This window comes from Fictibacillus arsenicus (assembly GCF_001642935.1).
In the GTDB taxonomy this organism is placed as follows: domain Bacteria; phylum Bacillota; class Bacilli; order Bacillales; family Fictibacillaceae; genus Fictibacillus; species Fictibacillus arsenicus_B.
Genome location: NZ_CP016761.1, coordinates 3,094,553 through 3,109,715, shown reverse-complemented (window position 1 = coordinate 3,109,715; position 15,163 = coordinate 3,094,553). Strand labels below are relative to the sequence as shown.

The following is a 15,163-nucleotide window of genomic DNA, read 5'->3' as shown; positions in this document are numbered from 1 at the left end:
ATCGATACGTACAATCGTCTAAGTATTATGTAAGGGTGGAAAGGAGGAGAGGACTTGAAAATGATACACAGGAGCGGGGAACAAGAGCTTTTTTCACAAGGGCTAAGTCAAGAAGAATGGCTGATACAGATCATGGAACTGTATGAAGACAAAGTGATCAGACTTGCTTATACGTATGTTAAAGACAGAAAACTAGCAGAAGATTTAGCTCAAGAAGTGTTTGTGAAATGCTTTGTCCATAAAGATAATTTCCGCAGTGAATCATCTGTTAAAACGTGGGTTTACGCAATTACCGTTAACATCTGTAAAGACTACTTAAGAAGCGGCTGGAAAAAGTACATTCATGTTATTGACCGCTTAGGAAAATCCAAACAGTCCTCTGCTTTAACGCCAGAACTTACGATTGTACAAAAAAGTGAACACGAAGCTTTAGCAGATGAAGTATTAAAACTTCCTCTCAAATATCGGGAAGTTATACTTCTCTTCTATTATAAGGAACTATCCGTTAGTGAAATAAGCCAGATTTTACATAAAAAAGAGCCGACGATCCGAACATTGCTTCAGCGCGGACGAGAAATGCTGCGGCGAAAATTGGAGAAGGGGAGATGAAATCATGGAAGATCCTCTAAAGCAGCTGCCTGAAATATTAAACAACGGCCGAATGAAAAATATTACTTTTAAAGAAGAACATAGACAGAAGGTTTTGCAGAAGACCCGTGATCTAAACAGACCTCCTGCTCCAAAAAACTGGTTATATCATTGGTTTCACCAAAGTCTGAGTTTGGCACTCGGAGTAGCCTTCATCTTTATATTTATTCAGTTCGCCCAGAGCACACCAACAAAAGTGGAACAAAAGGAAGCTGAACAGATGGTGAAGATTCCCTATGCCAATCAGGCGATCTTGACAAAAGCAAGGCACGATATGAGAAACCATCATGATGTAACAGGTGTAGATGCTTACCAAAAAGGTGATACATTATCGGTACACATTATATTTCCTGACAATTTGTCGCGAGAAGAACAAATCAACTTAACGAAATCCTACTTAAAAGAAGTATCCCATTTAACATTGAATGAACCATACGAAACACAGGATTACTTGGGTGAGCTTTGGAATTATGTTAATGTAAAAGTGTATACAGCTGGGGAAACTGATGATGACATGCTTGCTGAAAGACTTCAGATTGAATTCAGATTTGACTGGCTCGGTTCAATTGATAAAAATGAAGGTATACTGAAGTGGGAGAGAATTTCTGATAAACCGTACATGGAAAAAGGAAATATCCAATAAAAATAGAAGATACAAAGGAAACAAACAAAAGCGGTGAAAAGCATGAAAAATACACATATTACTTTCTTTACTGATATAGGAGCACAAAAACCTAACAGCATTAAGAACAGAGAAACTCCTTGTCCTTTTTGTCGCATCGATGAGCTGGAAGAAGTCCTCGATAAGAGCGGTTCAATTATTTTAGTAAAAAATAAATATACCGTGCTCGATCAAGCCTTCCAAACCGTCCTGATTGAAACGGAAGAATGTGAAGGGGAATTATCTGAGTATACAAAGGAACACCTCTATAAAGTTCTTCATTTCGGAATCGAACATTGGGAGCGAATGATTCAAAGCGGAAAATACCGTTCTGTCATGTTCTTTAAAAATCATGGACCATTATCCGGGGGGACAATCAGGCATCCGCATATGCAGATAATCGGATTGAACGAGGTTGATTGTCAGCATGACTTTTCAGAAAGTCAGTTTGAAGGAATACCTGTCTTTGAAAAGGAAGGCGTCAGATTTACCGTTTCAAATAAGCCTCGTGTAGGCTTTTATGAACTGAATGTTATCTGGGAAAAAGATGCCGAGCTTTCGTTATTCGCAGATTGCATACAAGCAGGCACGCATTTCTTGCTGAATCATTTTCATAGGAACTGTACAAGTTACAATTTATTTTTCTATAAAAATCACGGAACGACGTACTGCAAGATTATGCCTCGGTTTGTTACATCACCTCTTTACATGGGGTATGGCGTGCAGCAGGTGGCAAACAATATAGAAAAGATTGCACATAAAATCAAGGAAATCTATTTTTCCGAAAAATAAAGCCAGATCTGTTGATTGCAGATCTGGTTTTTCGCTTTCACTCGGCTTCAGCCAAGGCTTCTTTATTTTTTTCTGCTGTTTTCAAACAATGTTTCCATTGCATAAACAATTAGAGGGTGAGTTTCATCCATCACTTTATTAATCTCAAGCCGTTCGGTCCATTGATGAGCATCCTTGCCGAGAGGGCCGATATTGATTACCGGTATGTCGATCTCTTTCATGTCATCAAAAGGAATGTTGTACCTTGATCCCAATAGAGGGAAATTGCTTGTGAACGAAGACAGGTCATGAGCATCCCCTTTAAAACCGATGTAACTTAAATCAGATAAACCGCTGAAATAATGCACGTTCACGAGCTTGCTGTTGAACTTTTCTCGAGCATGCTGAACCACTTTTTCGGTAGTGTGTTTAATTAATGGATGGTCGCTTGAACATACAGCCGGATAAAAAGGCGGAGTATAAAATAGTACCGTCATTGGCGCTAAGTCTCTGCAGAGGCTGGCAAGTTCGAACACATATTGAATCGTTAATTCTCTTTCGTCTGCATTCGGATTGTTGGTCTGAAGCATGTTTTCTCTTCGGTCGAGTTCTTCCTGACCGTATTTTTCTACCGCATGTTCATAAAGTTCATTAAATGTGATCACTTTGATTTTTTCTTTTATAGGGGTAAAAGGAATAATCTTTGAGACTTGCTGACTTTTTTTATATAGTCTGTTTTCGAATGATGCGGCTGCCTTTTGTGCACTATTAATGAGCATATTCGTAATCTCAGAAAGTGGTCTGTTAAACAGCATTAAATTAAAAAGCGTTACTGCTGCGTGCGGAATTTGCACAGAATAGTGATCCTTTAAATCTTTTTGAATGAGATTAGCAGGTACTGGAGTTGCTTCATCACGGAAGGTTTCAACATAATCAACGTTCCATTCTAGTTCTCTCGTAATCTCTGCTGCCATCGCATTTCCGTTCATGCCGGCAAGAGGTTCTCCGACATGCGTTTCTTTTCCATAGCAAAGAAAGCCGGGCAGAATCTTTCCAGTAGATCCCGTATACATATAAGGAGAGGTATCCCCGGGGAATTTTGTGAAACTCGGCTCTCCATTTAAACACGCGATATATTTAATATCATATTCCTCTTGAAGCTGGCGTAAAACACTGACTCCTGCCAGCATGCCCTCTGAATGAACTTCTTCATCCGGAACAGAAATCATCAGAACATTGCCTTTAAAATGACCAGTTGCCGCTTTTTCTATCATCGAAATATGAAGGGCAACTCCTGCTTTCATGTCCATTGTTCCTCGACCAAAAAGCCACTCGCCAGAGTTTAGATCATCCTGCACAAAAGGATGGAGAAGCTCTTTGTTTTCTATTATCTTTTCAGTCAATTCATCAGGACGAAAAGCCAGGTGTTTCCACTCACCAAAGTCCTCAACCGCAACAACGTCAAAATGACTTAAGAGAATGATAGTTTCCTTTACAGAAGGATCATTCTGAACGAAAGCTGTAACCAGTTTCCGACCATCAGGAGTTGGGTGATGACGAAGATGATCCGAATTCTTCGTGAAATATTCAAGAGAAGAAAGAGTATGGTAGAGATGCTCAGCCATAAACATTTCTCCGTCATGGTTTGTGATGCTCGGTATAGATACAAGGTCTTTTAATAGTTTCGTATAACCCTCTTTAGACTGCCACTTTAACATGTATGTCCCTCCTTGATGTATGCCTTTGTTTACTATACTACTCTTTCCCTTTAAATCCTTTTTTTAAAAAGGTGGTTCGAAATGAGAGATGTTGATTTCAGTTACAGGATGTTTATGAAAGTAGTTGTTTTCCGTTTCAGGTTGCTCGCTTTCCGGGGGGCGTGCGGTGAGCCTCCTCTGCGCTTTGCGCCGTTAGGAGTATCACCTGCCCCGCGATCCCGCAGGACAAGGAAGGCTACGACAGCGTTACATCGCACGAAGAAAATGTGATTTTTCATTTTCGAGGAGTCTCGCACCTTACACTCCAATCAACTGTCAATGGATTTAATCATAAAAATTCACCGAGAAGCAACAATCCTTTAAAAAGAGCCTTTTAAAAAATATTTTGGAATGTATTGACAGTTAGTGGGTGTGCATGGTATATGTGTATTACACTAAATAGTACACTTAATACATAAGGGGTGGGAAAATGATTTCTGTAAGCAATTTATCTTATGCATTTAAGATTGGAAAGAAAGGGAAAGAAAATATCGTCCCTGTGCTTCATGATGTTAATCTTCAAGTTGCAGAAGGCGAAATCGTTGCTGTTGTTGGAAGAAGCGGCTCTGGTAAATCAACATTATTAAACTTGATCTCTGGTTTTATCCAGCCAGAAGTAGGAAACATCACGATTAATGGAACAAATGTAAGCAGATTTTCTGAATCAAAATGGGCGGAGTTCCGCTTGAACCATCTTGGTTTTATCTTTCAGAGCTTTCAGCTGATACCGTCCATGTCAGCGTTTGAAAATGTGGAGCTCCCGCTTGTTTTAAAAGGAGTCGGCGAGCACGAAAGAAAAAAGAGAACGGAAGAAATGTTAAAACGTGTAGGTCTTGAATCTTTCCAAAATCATTACCCAGGAGAGCTGTCAGGCGGGCAGCAGCAGCGAGTAAGTATTGCGAGAGCATTAATCTTGAATCCGCCGCTTATCTTGGCGGATGAACCAACAGGAAGCTTAGATTCGGAAAATGAGAAACAACTATTATCTTTTATAAAAGAACTTAACGAAAAATACGGAATTACATTCTTAATGATTACACATGACCATGAGGTAGCTTCCATCGCTCATCGTAAAGTTGAAATCATTGATGGATACTTAAGAGAGGGGAGAATGCTTCATGAAGTTCAAAGATAAGCATCGGTTTGTAAGAAGTAATATGAAGAAAAACAGAACACGAGTCTGGATGACGATCCTAGCATCAACAATCGGATGTGCTTTCTTAATCATGCTGGCATCCATCGGATTTGCGATTCATAAAACAGCTGTTGACGATGTGATGAGCTTTCGCATGGTGAACGAAATTCAAGTTCAAAAAGAAAGCGGCATGATGACAGAAAACGATGTGAAGAAGCTCGAACAGATTGAAGGAGTAAAAGCGGTAACGCGAAAAAAATATACGCCGGCAAATCAGTTATCTATTGGTGAATATAATACATTTGCTAATGTGATGAGTGCTTATATGCCTTCTGAAGAAAAAGCGGGATTCGAACTTGATAAAGGCCGCATGCCTAAGAATAAAAATGAAATCGTTGTTGGCTACCATTTTGCAGAGGAATTAAGACAGGACCAGCCGGAAAACTATTTGGAAGGTTTGAGTGAAGAAGAAGCTCAAAAAAAGATGAAGGAGCTTTCCTATAAAGGCAAGTTGTTGAACGAGACACTAACGTATCATTTAAAGACAGACAATCCTGATATAAAAATAGAAGGACCTGTCCAAACAGTTGATGTGAAAATCGTGGGAATCGGTAAAAAGCCGACACGAGAATGGGCGCATGATAATTCCGTGTTTATTACAGAAGATTTATATAATGAGGTTATTTCAATTTTAGGAAAACAAGATCCAAAAATCGCATCAGCTGATGAATTAAAAAACTATGGTGAAGTAAAAGCATTCACTATATCAGCGGATGATGTGAAAGAAGTAACGGATCGAATCGAGAAGCTGGATTACATGACGTATTCGATTATTAAAGAGTTAAAACAGATGAACGTTTATTTCACTTTATTTAAAGCAGGGTTAATTTTTATCGGTGCAATTGCCGTTCTAATCGCTTCTATCGGTATTTTTAACACGATGACGATGGCTGTTACGGAAAGATCACAGGACATCGGAATCATGAAAGCGATCGGTGCTACTCCGAAAACAGTTAAACGAATCTTCCTTTTAGAAAGCGCCTATATCGGTTTATGGGGTGTGGGATTAGGTACCCTTTTAGCCTATATAACCAGTTATGGCGTGAATTTTGCTCTTCCTATTATTATTGAGCAGTTCATCAATGAAACACCGCCGGAAGGGTTCATGCTTTCTTATATACCTTGGAGTCTGACAGCAATAGCGGTCACGATCTGTATGGGTGTTACCTTGCTTTCAGGATGGAGACCAGCTGCAAAAGCAACAACAGTAGATGTACTAAAAGCTTTAAGAAGAGATGTTTAAGAGCGAGCACCAGCCGTTGGAAGCGGCTGGTGTTTTTTATGAGCTGTATTCATGTGTCATTTTTCTGGATAAATAAATATGCATTCTAAATCTGTTTTTTTCAGAAAGAAAATTTTCCAGACTTGAACAGGAGAATGACAAGTATAAGCGAAATGGACTAAAAAAGGAGTGAAGACCAAAATGAAACAAATCATCGCAATGGGTGGCGGCGGATTTTCGATGGAACCTGAGAACAAAATGCTCGATCACTATATACTTGCGCAATCAAAAGCTGAAAACCCTCATATTTGTTTCGTTCCGACAGCAAGCGGAGATTCGGACAGTTATATCGAACGCTTCTATAAAGCATTTGAAACGGAGAACTGTGTGCCAGAGCATCTTTCTTTATTTTCTCCTCCCAAAAACTTAGAAGAATTTGTTAAGAAGCAGGATATTTTTTACGTGGGAGGAGGGAACACGAAGAATTTACTCGCGCTTTGGAGAGAGTGGGGACTGGATCAGCTGCTCAAAAAGGCATACGAAGAAGGAAAGATCTTAGCAGGTTTAAGTGCAGGATCTCTTTGCTGGTTTGAAGAAGGGGTTACAGATTCCTTTGGACCGCTTCGCGGGCTTTCATGTTTAGGGTTTCTCAAAGGAAGTCATTGTCCTCATTATGATGGAGAAGAAGAAAGAAGGCCGGCTTATCACCGCCTGATAAAAGAAGGATTAAAAGCTGGATACGCAGCAGATGATGGAGCCGCACTGCATTTTATTAACGGAAAACTGAACAAGACTGTAAGTTCCCGAGAAAATGCTAAAGCCTATTATATACAACTAAAAAATGGGGAAGTTGTTGAAACAGTACTCGAAACCCATTTTCTTTAAATTGATGTTTAAAGTTCGGATGATTGGGCGGAGAATAGAATATCGCTAATCATCAGGAGGGAAATGCTTTTGAAAAAAATACTAAAAATCATGTTACTAATGGTACTAGTAGCCATACTAGCATCATGCGGAAACAAAAAAGAAGACGAGCATAAAGATCATGAGATGGAAGAATCACAAGCAGCATCCAGTAAAGTAAAAGGCGGATCGTACATTGTGAATCTAGTAGACACAAAAGGGAAAAAAGCGGGAGAAGCAACGCTGACCCAGACAGCGGAAGGGGTCAATGTAGAAGTAAATGCCACTGGTTTAAAACCAGGTGAACATGGGATTCACTTTCATGAAAAAGCAATATGCACACCGCCAGATTTCAAGTCAGCAGGAGCCCATTTTAACCCGACAGATAAAAAGCATGGATTTTTAAATCCAAAAGGACCACATGTTGGAGATATTCATAATATTACAGCTGACGAAAGCGGTGTCGTCCACGAGGAAGTTCTTTCAACAATGGTTTCACTTGCTGAAGGAAAATCAAATTCGCTGTTTTCTAACGGCGGGACGGCGCTCGTCATCCACGCAGACGCAGATGATTACAAAACAGATCCTGCTGGAAATTCGGGGGACCGCGTTTTGTGCGGAGTAATTAAAAAATAAAGGCTGTTTTCGTAAATTTTGTTGCTGTTGAAAGTGGTTGATTTCCGCTCCAGGCGCTCGCTTTCCATGGGGCGTGCGGTGAGCCTCCTGCCGCTTTGCGCCATTAGGAGTCTCCACCTGACCGCTCGTCCCATAGGAGTCTCGCACCTTCCGCTTCAATCAACTTGCCAATGAAGTGTTTTCAAAAAAGAATCGGAAGCAACAATCTTTTAGAAAAGAGGCCGAAAAAAGAAGCTGACTTCATTATCCGCTTAAAGAGACGGATAGAAGCCGGCTTTTTTCTTAACTTCCTGTACTCGTAAAGGCTTTAAGCCCTCGATTCCAAAACCAGTATGCTAAAGCGCACGATACGATTGCAATAACAGGTGTGAGCAATGCGAGGTTTTCAAATCCTGAACCTTTTATAAAGTATGCGGCAGGATAAAAAGCTGTAAATCCATAAGGAATGATCCAAGTTAATAAGTGTTGGATTCCTTTATGATAGATCGTCAGCGGATATCGTGCAAAATCGCTTAAATTAAAGATCGTCCAAACGATTGGAAGGCTATCAACCATCCAAAAAGACAGTGTCGCAAAAAAGAGATTCACCGCTACGAAAATAAAACCAGATGCAATAATCATAATGACAAGAATGAAATATTCCATGAAACCCCATGAAATATCTAAGTGCGGCATCGCCGTTCCGAGTACAATAATTCCAATAAACAGCTGGCCAAACCCGTCTTGCTGAAGGCGGTCTGCGATAAAATGAAACAGCGGATTGATCGGCCGGATCAGAAGGCGGTCAAACTTTCCTGGGCGAATGTATTGCCAGCCAAGTGTCCATAGGTTATCAAAGAAAATATGGTGAATCGATCTGCCGGTAGCTGCAATACCGTAAATGAATAAAATTTCATAAAACGTCCAGCCGTTCAGTTCATGAATGTGGTCAAAAACGATTTTCACAAAGAATATACCGGCAAATTGCTGAAGCATAACAGACAATACGCCGAGCAGAAAATCCATTCGATATTCCATCATAACTTTCAGATTCTGTTTACAAAACAAGTAATATAATTTCATGTACCGTATCAAGAATGTCCCCTCCTATCCTCCGAAAATCGTTACTTTCTTCATCGCCACCGACCATAAAACTCTAAGTAATCCAAACAGTAAAACAGCCCATATAATCTGGGAACCCACTGCAAGCCAAGCTTCTGTTCCAGTCAAAATTCCCGTGTAGATCGCTACGGGCACATACACCATGGCCTGAAACGGCAAGAAGAGGCTTACAGTCTGAAACCATTCTGGAAACAAAATAAGCGGAACGAGTGCACCAGAGAAAAAAGAAACAACCGCTTCTTTCATTACTTCCAGTCCCCATAGATTAATAGTCCAAAAGGCAAGGATGGCGATTAATAAATCAAAGAATGTTCCAATCCATATTCCCATTAGTGCACTAAGGAGAAATAAGATTCCAGATTGCCAGGTTGCAGGCAAAGTTACATCCATAAAAACAAATGCAAGTATTCCTAAAGGCAGCGCACCACGGATAAAGTAGATTACTTTATCGCCTATATCCATAGCAATAAGGCGAGTGATCAAGTGATAAGGGCGCATAAGTTCAATGGCAACATTACCATCCTTGATTGTATGAGCAAGTTCCCGGCCAACACCAGAAACGAACATTTGCAGAAACATCGCGATAATGATATAGGTAATCATTCCATCAAAAGACAAACTTTCAATTTCTGAACGATTGCTGTATACCGCCCGCCAGAAGAAATAGATAACAAACATTCTCAACAGAACTGAAAACGTATTTGCCCAAAACCATGCAGAATAGGCCGCATGAACTTGCATCTGTACACGGGCAAACTCAATGTACTTCCTCATGATGCACCTCCTTTTTCATCCCTTTGCCGTATATTTCTTCAACGATAGTTTCGATTTTTGGATCAGCAATCGTAAGGTCGGCAACGGTATAGTGATTCATTATGATACTGATCAATTCTGCTCCGGATATGTCCCTGCTGCTAAAAGTGATCGAAATTTTGTGCAGCTCCTCTTCTTCACGAGGCATCAACTGTGCAACATGTGCAAGTTCTTGAGGCAAAGCAAAATCATCCGAGTTTTCTAATTCAAAATGAATAACGCGCTTGTCGCCAAATTGCGATTTAATATTTTGGATAGACCCGTCATAAATAACTCTTCCATCATCAATGATAATGATTCGCTGACAGATCTCTTCAATGTCCTGCATGTCATGAGTCGTTAGAAGTACAGTCGTCCCATACCTGGCGTTCATCTGCTTAATAAAGCTGCGGATCCTCACTTTAACTGCAACATCCAGTCCGATTGTCGGCTCATCGAGATAGACCACTTTTGGACGGTGCAAAAAGGCCGCTGCAAGCTCACATCTCATCTTTTGTCCTAAAGAGAGCTGCCTGACGGGGATACCAAGCAATGGTTCAAGATGGAGCACATCAACAAATTCAGCCAGTGTTTCTTCATATTGTTTTTGAGGAATCTCGTAAATATGCTTTAACAGCTCATAGCTTTCTCTAACAGGAATATCCCAGAACAATTGAGTGCGCTGGCCAAATACAGCACCGATGTGCGAAGCATTTTGTTTACGATTTTCATAAGGAACGATACCGTTTACTTTTACTTCACCTGAGGTAGGGGTAAGGATACCGGTCAGCATTTTAATCGTGGTCGATTTACCAGCTCCGTTTGCACCGATGTAACCAACCATTTCACCTGCATTAATAGTTAGGCTGATTCCTTTAACCGCTTCTTTCGTTTCATATTTTCTATAAAACAATGATTTAACAGCCCCGCGAAGTCCGGGGTCACGCTTTGCAATTTTATAATGTTTGGCAAGATCTTTAACTTCGATCATATGTGTCACTCCTTAAAAATGGGCACAAAAAAACCACAGACAAATTCCTGCGGGCATGTGTGCATATAAAATTATTTGCTCACTATGAGGCGTCAGGTCATAAAGGGATATAAAATTACTTAGAGTCTATGTATAAAGTCCACATTTAATCCCTCTCCTTTTGAAAGCGTTTGCACTAGACGGCAATAACCCTATTATATAGGATTCTTTGAAAATTGTAAAATATATCCTCCTACCGTTTTTTTATGTATGTAGTTTAACTGACAATCTCATTGGGAAAGTACAGCTTATGAAGAGATATTTATATCAAGCATAAAAGGAGGAATAAAATGTACGATTACAACGGAGTAACTGATTCTTGGATGGCCTATTTAGGTAGATTGCCAGATTTGCTTCTAGCTATTCTTGTCTTATTAATTGGCTGGCTGATCGCCTCATTAGTTTCAAAAGCAGTGAAGAAAGCACTTCATAAAACAGATTTTGATAATAAAGTAGCAAGATGGATGAAACCTGATACAGAGGGTGACCATGTTGAGAAAACGAGGTCCAGTAAATATTCCTCAGAAGAAATCATAAGCAAAGTGGTATTTTGGATTCTTATGGCTGTCGCTATTGTTATGTTCTTGAACATGCTTAGCCTTCCATATGTAGCTGAGCCAATTTCAAATGCACTGGGCGTTATCGCAGCTGCTATTCCAAATCTATTAAAAGCAGCGTTAATTGCAGCGGTTGCTTGGTTAATTGCTTCTGGATTATCCATCTTAGTAAGAAAACTAGGCCAGAATACAGCATTTGAAAGACTTCTTAATCGCTGGAAACTGACGCGTGAACCAGGGCAGTCTAACAAAGCCGTACTTTCTGCATCAAAAGCCGTATTTTATCTGACGCTTCTGCTATTCCTTCCTGCAGTATTAGCTGCACTAGGCATTGATGCCATTTCTGAACCTCTAGAAGGAATGCTCTCCGGATTCTTTGCATTCTTACCTAAACTTTTAGGAGCAGCTATTATCCTGTTTGTCGGCTGGATTGTAGCTAAGGTTGTAAAAGAGATCCTAGTAAACTTTTTACAAAGCATCGGTACAGATCGCTTAGCATCAAAATTAGGTGCTGAACGTGCTTTAGATAAAACATCATTATCACAAATCATTGGTACGATCGTTTATGTATTTATTTTGATTCCAGTCGTGATCTCAGCGCTTGAGACGCTTGATATTAACGGAATTTCCGGACCTGCTATCGGAATGCTTGGCCAGATCATGGATATGATTCCAAATATCATCGTAGCGATTATTCTTGTCGCAGCAGGGCTATGGATTGGTAAATGGGTGAAGAATGCTGTAACTTCATTATTGGAACGCGTTGGTTTTAACGGCATCTTCCATAAGATGGGTCTTGGCTCTCTTCATAAGAGCGATCAAACGCTTACCATTTCACAAATTATTGGTTACGCTGCACAGATTCTTGTTGTATTGTTATTTACAATTGAAGCACTTCAGCTTGTTAACCTTGAAAGCTTAGTAAGTATCCTATCTGTTGTTCTTGCTTATATCCCAATGGTGTTAACTGCAGTACTGGTCCTTGGTATCGGATTCTATGCAGGTGACCTTGTGAAACGTGTTGTGATGAGCATGGTAAAACAACAAACAGAGGGCAAGCTGCTTGGCAACATTGCGAAATATACAATCATTACGCTTGCGTTCTTCATGGCTCTTGACCAGCTTGGTGTTGCGAAGACAATCGTAAACGCTGCGTTCATCCTGATCTTAGGCGGATTCACCATTGCGTTTGGACTTGCTTTCGGATTAGGCGGACGTGAAGCAGCAGGACGCACGCTGAATAAATTAAGCAGAAGAATGGAGCAGACTACGATTCAAAGTCCAGACCCGGCCGAGTGGAAAGACAAAACAAGCTTAAAGGATTTCCGTACGGACAGCTCTAAAACTGAAAAAGAGTCTGGGAACGTTGATTTAGAAAAACCTCATACGATTGCACGTGATCGTCAATTTAACCATTTAAATACGCCAAGTGATGAATTTGGCATTAATAAAAACAACGATCCTAAACGCAACGACTTTTAAAGAAATAACTGAGAATAGTGGATGAGCCCTTTGTGCATCCACTATTCTTTTTTATTGTGTATAGAAAAAATGCTTTAAGGAAAAGGTGATAAAAAAAGAGAGGGGATGAAGCATGCTGCAAGCCGCCTTTTGGGGAGGAGTAGCAGGTTCTGCTGTATTGCTGGGATGCTTTACAGGACTTGCCCTTCATATTCCTAAAAAATGGACAGCCTGGATAATGGCTTTTGGAACGGGTATTTTAATCGGAGCTGTTTCATTTGAATTGTTGATTGAAGCTGTTGAACAAAGCAACTTAATGATTACAGCCATTGGATTTATTTCTGGCTCTGCCATATTTACGATTATAAATAGCATTCTTTCAAAAAAGGGTGGCCACGAAAGAAAAAAGTCAGGTGTCAAAAAGGCTAAAGGTGTTGGCATGGCCATTTTCTTTGGAACTCTATTAGATGCTATACCGGAATCTGTTTTGATCGGTGCTAGTTTGATTGAACAAAGCAAAGTAAGCTGGCTGCTCGTGATAGCCATTTTTTTAAGTAATTTTCCTGAAGGCTTGTCCAGCTCGATTGGATTGTTAAAAGAAGGTTTTTCCAAAAAGAAAATAATAGGTATGTGGATATCGGTATTCGTTATATCTGCTATTGCCGCTCTACTGGGTTTCGTATTATTAGAAGGAGCATCTGTAGCATCTCTTTCATTAATTGGTGCATTTGCAGGAGGAGCGATTATGGCGATGGTAGCTTCTACAATGCTTCCTGAAGCACACGAAGATGCAGGCGCAGCTGTTGGTTTAATAACATCGATCGGTCTTCTTAGTTCGTTAGTGTTAACTCATTTTTCATAAGGAACACTTGGCTTACATCAAGCCCTTCTGTAGCTGCACATAAAAATATGTATTACTGATATGGAATGAAAAAAACTTCATTGCGAAGTTTTTTTGTTTTTTTACGGAAGGTGCAAGGTTTTAATATGCTGAATATTAAGATACACAGATTTATTTCTTCCGGTTGTCAGTTGAAGCTGATTTTGGTCTACTCTGACTAACTTGCCGATCTTGTTCGGATCTTTCCCTAGGTCGAAAATAACCAGTTTTCCTTCATATTTTTTTAACTGCTCAGTATACGTTCGGGCTAAAGCCGTGTTTAGGGGAACTAAAGGCAGTTCTTCATTTGAAAGGGTATATGGCCGTTCACTTTCTTTATAGGGAATAAGCCATTTTAGATGGTTCATTGGAATCAGCATCATTTTATATACCGGAGAGTAAAAGATGAAATAATCATTCATGATGTTTGTGATGTATCCGTGGATCGATTGATTGCTCGTGATAAACACCTCTGAAAATAAACCTTTTGCATTCGTTAAAACTTTCCTGAGTGAATACGTTTCATCCACTAAATCAATTGGGGAATACTCAGGTTTTTTAATTTCAGTTTCGTATTCTGTGTTGGTATTAATTCGATGGATATGCAGTTTAGGTATATAGACGAAATCTTCCCCGTCAAAAATAACGATTACATCTGATCCGATATCAATCATCATTCCCGTGATGATTTTGTTACCACTTATGAAGAGGTCCACTGTCTCTTCAACAAAATTATTGAAAATGCTCAAAATAATCCTCCTTTAATGGAAGTTTTGTATAAATCTCTCATCTTTAAAAAAGTCCTGTTTTAATAATAAAACAGGACATGGCTTTAAAAATAAAAGTCTGTAACAGCCTTGTTAATAAAGCTCAGCTAAATTTCATGGCGTTTCACCACAGCAGATCTTTACTTTTTAGATGAAGATTCTTTCTTGCTAGAAGACTCTTTCTTGTGGCTGCTGCTTTCATCATGGCATCCGCCAACTTGGCTGAAACTCTTGATGTGCTCAATTGTGATAAAGATAACTTCGTCGCCTCGGATTACTTTAATCGTACTGTTGTTTACTCCTACAAGTACACCTTCTACGGTTTCTGGTCCTCCACGATTAACTTTTACTTTGTGGTTGAAGAAATGATTCAATACATCGCAGAATGTATCATTTGTGCATTTCTTAGAATTGTTCCAGCAGCAAATTTCGTCTGCTTCAAGGACAATGGCTTTTACATGGCGAAGCTGATAAAAGATTAAATTTTTATCTCTATGTCTTCCTTTACCGTCTTTGCCTTTGCCGTCGCCTCCTTTACCTTTACCTTTACCGTCTTTGTCGGACGATTCAATGGCAAGGAAGTCTTTGCCTACACAAACTAATCTCCCTACTCTTGATTCTGGGCCGCCAGTATTAACCCGGATTGTTTGGCCCAATAATTTGCATAACTCTCTTGAAGATAGCATTGTTGGACAGTTATTGTTTTTCAAAATATTTCCTCCTGATAATGATTTTGACTACTCTTGTCCATGCATTATATGTATCTTGTTACTAAAAGGGCA

At 39.8% G+C, this 15,163-nt stretch carries 15 protein-coding genes; 9 read left to right on the top strand and 6 right to left on the bottom strand.

Going from position 1 to position 15,163, the window contains the following annotated elements:
* Positions 1–60: 60 nt before the first annotated feature.
* From ABE41_RS15920 to ABE41_RS15910, 3 genes are read left to right on the top strand one after another with little or no spacing between them, the layout of a single operon-like run.
* Positions 61–609 (top strand): sigma-70 family RNA polymerase sigma factor, encoded by a 549-nt coding sequence (locus tag ABE41_RS15920; RefSeq protein WP_066294920.1) that lies wholly within the window; start codon positions 61–63, stop codon positions 607–609.
* 4 nt (positions 610–613) lie between these two features.
* Complete coding sequence (locus ABE41_RS15915) at positions 614–1,291, top strand: hypothetical protein (protein WP_066292404.1); 678 nt, start codon at positions 614–616, stop codon at positions 1,289–1,291.
* A 42-nt stretch (positions 1,292–1,333) separates the two neighbouring features.
* Positions 1,334–2,101: a DUF4931 domain-containing protein gene (locus tag ABE41_RS15910; RefSeq protein WP_066292401.1), complete on the top strand. Its 768-nt coding sequence runs from the start codon at positions 1,334–1,336 to the stop codon at positions 2,099–2,101.
* A gap of 62 nt (positions 2,102–2,163) precedes the next feature.
* Here ABE41_RS15910 and ABE41_RS15905 read toward each other — a convergent pair whose 3' ends face one another.
* Positions 2,164–3,798, bottom strand: coding sequence for a M20/M25/M40 family metallo-hydrolase (locus ABE41_RS15905; RefSeq protein WP_066292398.1), 1,635 nt, complete (start codon positions 3,796–3,798; stop codon positions 2,164–2,166).
* A 469-nt stretch (positions 3,799–4,267) separates the two neighbouring features.
* Between ABE41_RS15905 and ABE41_RS15895 the strand changes: the two genes are divergently transcribed.
* The 4 genes from ABE41_RS15895 to ABE41_RS15880 all read left to right on the top strand — a co-directional run bounded on the left by ABE41_RS15895 (position 4,268) and on the right by ABE41_RS15880 (position 7,793).
* The gene (locus tag ABE41_RS15895; RefSeq protein WP_066292392.1) at positions 4,268–4,972 is read left to right on the top strand and encodes an ABC transporter ATP-binding protein; all 705 of its coding nucleotides are present in this window, start codon (positions 4,268–4,270) and stop codon (positions 4,970–4,972) included.
* Entirely contained in the window at positions 4,956–6,275 is a 1,320-nt protein-coding gene (locus tag ABE41_RS15890; protein ID WP_066292390.1) for an ABC transporter permease, read from the top strand. Before ABE41_RS15895 ends, ABE41_RS15890 begins: the two co-directional genes overlap by 17 nt.
* Before the next feature lie 180 nt (positions 6,276–6,455).
* Complete coding sequence (locus ABE41_RS15885) at positions 6,456–7,139, top strand: Type 1 glutamine amidotransferase-like domain-containing protein (protein ID WP_066292387.1); 684 nt, start codon at positions 6,456–6,458, stop codon at positions 7,137–7,139.
* A 63-nt stretch (positions 7,140–7,202) separates the two neighbouring features.
* A complete protein-coding gene (locus ABE41_RS15880) occupies positions 7,203–7,793 on the top strand; it encodes a superoxide dismutase family protein (RefSeq protein ID WP_437435454.1) in 591 nt (196 codons plus the stop codon).
* Between the two features lie 282 nt (positions 7,794–8,075).
* Here the strand turns inward: ABE41_RS15880 and ABE41_RS15875 are convergent, their stop codons facing one another.
* The 3 genes from ABE41_RS15875 to ABE41_RS15865 are packed head-to-tail and all read right to left on the bottom strand — an operon-like array spanning position 8,076 to position 10,677.
* On the bottom strand, positions 8,076–8,867 hold the full coding sequence (locus tag ABE41_RS15875; protein ID WP_066292382.1) for an ABC transporter permease: 792 nt from the start codon (positions 8,865–8,867) through the stop codon (positions 8,076–8,078).
* A gap of 12 nt (positions 8,868–8,879) precedes the next feature.
* Positions 8,880–9,668 carry an ABC transporter permease gene (locus tag ABE41_RS15870; protein ID WP_066292380.1) on the bottom strand — a complete coding sequence of 263 codons (789 nt, stop codon included), beginning with the start codon at positions 9,666–9,668 and terminating at the stop codon, positions 8,880–8,882.
* A complete protein-coding gene (locus ABE41_RS15865) occupies positions 9,652–10,677 on the bottom strand; it encodes an ABC transporter ATP-binding protein (protein WP_066292376.1) in 1,026 nt (341 codons plus the stop codon). Before ABE41_RS15865 ends, ABE41_RS15870 begins: the two co-directional genes overlap by 17 nt.
* A gap of 329 nt (positions 10,678–11,006) precedes the next feature.
* On the opposite strand from ABE41_RS15865, the gene ABE41_RS15860 reads away from it, so the two are divergent.
* Positions 11,007–12,755 (top strand): mechanosensitive ion channel, encoded by a 1,749-nt coding sequence (locus ABE41_RS15860; protein ID WP_083207837.1) that lies wholly within the window; start codon positions 11,007–11,009, stop codon positions 12,753–12,755.
* A gap of 112 nt (positions 12,756–12,867) precedes the next feature.
* Positions 12,868–13,596 (top strand): ZIP family metal transporter, encoded by a 729-nt coding sequence (locus ABE41_RS15855; RefSeq protein WP_066292374.1) that lies wholly within the window; start codon positions 12,868–12,870, stop codon positions 13,594–13,596.
* 101 nt (positions 13,597–13,697) lie between these two features.
* On the opposite strand, the gene ABE41_RS15850 is transcribed toward ABE41_RS15855, so the two are convergent.
* Entirely contained in the window at positions 13,698–14,363 is a 666-nt protein-coding gene (locus ABE41_RS15850; RefSeq protein ID WP_066292369.1) for a DUF2642 domain-containing protein, read from the bottom strand.
* 158 nt (positions 14,364–14,521) lie between these two features.
* Positions 14,522–15,091, bottom strand: a complete 570-nt coding sequence (locus ABE41_RS15845) for a hypothetical protein (protein ID WP_066292366.1) — start codon at positions 15,089–15,091, stop codon at positions 14,522–14,524.
* Positions 15,092–15,163 lie beyond the last annotated feature (72 nt).